Source organism: Spirillospora sp. NPDC049652 (assembly GCF_040675125.1).
In the GTDB taxonomy this organism is placed as follows: domain Bacteria; phylum Actinomycetota; class Actinomycetes; order Streptosporangiales; family Streptosporangiaceae; genus Spirillospora.
Genome location: NZ_JBFAOF010000646.1, coordinates 1 through 4,273 on the forward strand (window position 1 = coordinate 1; position 4,273 = coordinate 4,273).

The following is a 4,273-nucleotide window of genomic DNA, read 5'->3' on the forward strand; positions in this document are numbered from 1 at the left end:
GTGGCGGCGTCGGCGGACGCCGGTACCGCGACGACGGCCGCGAGGGCCGTCGCGGCGACCAGGGTCGCCTTGAGGGGGTTGGGCAAGAAAGTGCTCCCGCGGATGGCCCCGCAAAAAGGGGGCGGAAGGTGTGAGTGGCGCGATCTTCTCACGGGACCATCCGCGTGATCAGCACGGTCTCCGGCGACGATGCGGCTACTCCGGGTTGGCGAGCTCCGAGATGCGCATCGCCATGGCGCGGTGGACGGGCGGCAACCAGTCGAGCGTGCGCAGGAAGGTGTTGCGGAGGTTGCGCAGCGCCGGGTTCCCGACGGTCGCCACGCGCGTCATCCGGTCGGTGAACGAGACGACCTCCTCGGCGATCGGGCGCCGGACGGCCTCGTAGCCGTCCAGGGTGTCCGGTGACGCGTCGTCGTGGAGCACGGCGGCGAGCCGGCGCGCGAGGTCCAGCGCGTCCTGGATGCCGGTGTTCATGCCCTGTCCGCCCGCCGGGCTGTGCACGTGCGCGGCGTCCCCGGCGAGGAACACGCGGCCCTCGCGGTAGCGGCCGGCGAGCCGGTGGTGGACGCGGAAGCGGCTGCTCCACACCAGGTCGGTCACGCGGGCGGGGGCCTTGCGCGGGCCGCGCGCGTCGAGGATCGCCTGGACGTCGGCGGCGGTCGGGTGCTCGGGGGCCTCGGCGACGGTCGCGACGATGCGGTGCCGTCCCTCCGGCAGCGGCGCGACGACCGTGACGCCCTCACGGGAGAAGAACAGCATGACCTCGGGGGCGGAGGCGGCCCAGTCGAGCCGGACGTCGGCGAGGACGAACGACTCGCCGTAGGTGTCGCCCTCGAACGGGACGCCGATCTGCTCGCGGACGACGCTGTGCATGCCGTCGGTCCCGACGGCGTACCGCGCGCGGATCTCGTGGCCGCCCGCGAGGACGCCGGTGACGCCGTCCGCGTCCTGGCGGATCGCGGTCAGCTCGTGCGGCCGGTGGACGACCCCGCCGACCGCTTCGAGGCGGCGCAGCAGGATCTCCTCGGTGACGTTCTGCGGGACCAGCAGCGCGTACGGGAAGTCGGTCGGCAGGTCGGCGAAGTCGACCGTCAGCAGCACGCGGTCGCGCTCGCGGACGGTGAAGCGGGGCGCGATGACCCCGGCCTTGACCAGCTCGTCGGCGACCTCCAGCTCGCGCAGCACCTCCAGGGTGCGGGCGTGCACGACGGCGGCGCGCGAGGTGTTCAGCCCCTCGGCGAGGCGGTCGACGAGGACGGCGTCCACTCCCTTGGCGCGCAGCGACGCGGTCAGTGCCAGCCCGGCGGGTCCGGCTCCGGTGACGAGGACCTCGGCGGTGGCGGGAAGAGCGTTCATGGGGGGTCTCCCAAGTTTGCCAATGCGTGTTTGCCAACACATGGTGGCAAACAGATCCGAGTTTGCCAACAGTTGTTGGCCTACAGTTGCGGGCATGGCATTCACCGAACGCTCGGCACGGACCCGGGCCGAGATCCTCGCCGCGGCCCAGCGGGCCTTCGCCGCCGACGGCTACGACCGGGCCACCATCCGCGGGATCGCCGCGGACGCGGGCATCGACCCGTCCATGGTGATCCGCTACTTCGGCAGCAAGGCCGCCCTCTACACCGCCGCGTCCACGATCGACCTGGCCGTCCCGGTGCTGGCCGACGACCCGGCGGACGCCGCCGCCTCCTACGTGCGCGCGATGCTCGCCCGCTGGGAGGGAGGCGACAACGCCGCCGAGGCCGTCCTGCTGCGCGCCGCCCCCACCCGCCCGGACGCGGCCGCCCGGGTGCAGGAGATCTTCGACCGGGAGATCGTCCCGGCGGTGCGGGCCGCCCGCCCGGACGACCCGCACGCGCGCGAGCGCGCCGCGCTGCTGCTGAGCCAGAGCCTCGGCGTCGTCTACTGCCGCTACCTGCTCGGCATCGAGCCCCTGGCGTCGATGGACGTCGAGACCCTCGCGACCCTGGTCGCCGACGCCGTCGCGGGCCACCTCACCGCCTCGATCCCCTCCTGACCCGCCCGTCTCCGGCTCCGTACAGTGGGGCGATGGCCAAGGAACACCCCGTCCCTGAAGGACGGCGCGCAGGGCGCGCCGCTTCCGGGGGACGCGCCGCCCGCGAGGGGCACGCCGCCGTCGTCGGCACCGGTCCGAACGGGCTCGCCGCCGCCGTCACGCTCGCCCGCGCCGGGCTGGACGTGGTCCTCTTCGAGGCCGCCCCGGAGATCGGCGGCGGACTGCGCGGCTCGGCCCTCTTCGACCCGCGGATCACGCACGACATCTGCTCGGCCGTGCACCCCATGGCGGCGGCCGCGCCGTTCTTCCGCGAGTTCGACCTGGCCGCGCGCGGTGTGGACCTCATCCAGCCGGAGATCAGCTACGCCCATCCGCTGGACGGGGGCCGCGCCGCCCTCGCCCACCGGTCCCTGGACGCCACCTGCGCCGCGCTCGGCGCGGACGGTCCCGCCTGGCGGCGCCTGTTCGGGCCGCTCATGCGCCACAGCGACGACCTGACCGGCCTCTTCCTGTCGGATCTGCGCCGGCCGCCGTCCTCCCCGCTGGGCGTCCTGCGGTTCGGGCTGCGCGCGCTGCGCGGCGAGCCGTTCCGGACCGAGGAGGCGTCCGCGCTGTTCACCGGCGTCGCGGGCCACGCCGTGGGCGAGATCGCGGGGCTCGTGGGGAACGCGATCGCCCTCATGCTCGGCCAGCTCGCGCACTCCTCCGGCTGGCCGATCCCGCGCGGCGGCAGCACCGAGATCGTCCGCGCCCTGGCGGACGACATCACCGCGCACGGCGGCACCTTCACGACCGGGCATCGCATCACCGACCTGGGGGAACTGGCCGGGTTCCCGCTCGTCTTCCTCGACACGGGCGCCAAGGAGTTCCTGTCCATCGCCCGCCGCCAACTGCCGCACCGGTACGCGGCCGCGCTGTCCCGCTTCCGCTACGCGCCGGGTGCCGCGAAGGTCGACTTCCTGGTCTCCGAGCCGATCCCCTGGGCCAACCCGGAGGTCGGACGCGCCGGAACCGTCCACCTGGGCGGGACGCGCGCCGAGATCGTCCGGAGCGAGCGGCTCGCGTCGCGCGGCCACCTGACCGACGCCCCGTTCGTCCTGGTCGTGGACCCGGGAGCCGTCGATCCGAGCCGGGTGGTCGATGGCAAACGCCCGGTCTGGGCGTACGCGCACGTCCCGAACGGCGACGCCACCCCGCCGATCGACCTCGTGCGCGCGCGTATCGAGCGCTACGCGCCGGGCTTCGGCGACACCGTCCTCGAAGCCCGGGGCATCGCGGCCGCCGAGTACGAGACCTACAACCCGAACTACGTCGGCGGTGACATCGGCGCGGGCGCGATGTCCCTACGGCAGATCGCCGCCCGCCCGACGCTGCGCTGGGACCCGTACACGACGCCGCTGCACGGCGTGTACCTGTGCTCGGCGTCCACGCCGCCGGGGCCGGGCGTCCACGGAATGTCCGGTTACCTGGCCGCGGCCTCCGCCCTCCGGCGGCACTACGGCCTCCGTCCGCCCTCGCTGGCGGCACACGCGCGCTCGTAGCGCCGAGCCAGACGGCCCAGGTACTCGACCAGCTCGGGCGGGCCGTCCACCTCGAAGTCCGCGTCGAGAAGGCCCAGGTGGACGGCCAGCGACTCGACCGTGTCCGCGCCCGTGTGCAGCACGCAGGACGCGCCGTCCACGGCCTCCACGACCCCCACGGCAGGGGAGATGTGGGCCGTGACCTGCTCGGCCGGAGCGTGCACGACGACCCGCGCCCGGTACCGCCACGCGGCGGACGACACCCGCTGCGACACGTAGGCGGCGACGTCCTCGTCCGGCAGCGGACGCGGCGTGAAGCGCGGGCCGGTCGGCGTCTTGGGGATCATCCGGTCCACCCGGAACGTCCGCCAGTCGCCGCGCTCGACGTCCCAGGCCAGCAGGTACCAGCGGCGTCCCCAGTTGACCAGGCGGTACGGCTCGACCTCGCGCCGGGACGCCGAGGACCGGTGGGACGTGTAGTCGAACCGCAGCCGCTCGCGCGTCCGGCACACCCCGGCGATCGCGGTCAGGACGTCCGGGTCGACCGACGGGCCCGGCCGGTCGCTCGGCACCGGGACGGTGTACGCCTGGAGCGTCCCGACCCGGTGCCGCAGCCGGGACGGCATGACCTGCTCCAGCTTGGCCAGCGCCCGCAGCGACGCCTCCTCGTTCCCCGCGATCGCGCCGCTCGTCGCCGTCCGCAGCCCGACCGCGACCGCCACGGCCTCGTCGTCCT

4 protein-coding genes are annotated in these 4,273 nt (G+C 74.5%); 2 read left to right on the forward strand and 2 right to left on the reverse strand.

What is annotated here, in order from left to right:
* Positions 1-195: 195 nt before the first annotated feature.
* On the reverse strand, positions 196-1,356 hold the full coding sequence (locus AB0J52_RS29815) for an FAD-dependent monooxygenase (RefSeq protein WP_500185937.1): 1,161 nt from the start codon (positions 1,354-1,356) through the stop codon (positions 196-198).
* A 94-nt stretch (positions 1,357-1,450) separates the two neighbouring features.
* Between AB0J52_RS29815 and AB0J52_RS29820 the strand changes: the two genes are divergently transcribed.
* On the forward strand, positions 1,451-2,017 hold the full coding sequence (locus AB0J52_RS29820; protein ID WP_500185939.1) for a TetR/AcrR family transcriptional regulator: 567 nt from the start codon (positions 1,451-1,453) through the stop codon (positions 2,015-2,017).
* 32 nt (positions 2,018-2,049) lie between these two features.
* Positions 2,050-3,558 carry a phytoene desaturase family protein gene (locus tag AB0J52_RS29825; RefSeq protein ID WP_500185940.1) on the forward strand — a complete coding sequence of 503 codons (1,509 nt, stop codon included), beginning with the start codon at positions 2,050-2,052 and terminating at the stop codon, positions 3,556-3,558.
* On the opposite strand, the gene AB0J52_RS29830 is transcribed toward AB0J52_RS29825, so the two are convergent.
* The coding region (locus tag AB0J52_RS29830) for a helix-turn-helix transcriptional regulator (protein WP_500185942.1) at positions 3,513-4,273 on the reverse strand (761 nt) is incomplete at its 5' end. The two genes, AB0J52_RS29825 and AB0J52_RS29830, sit on opposite strands and share 46 nt — an antisense overlap.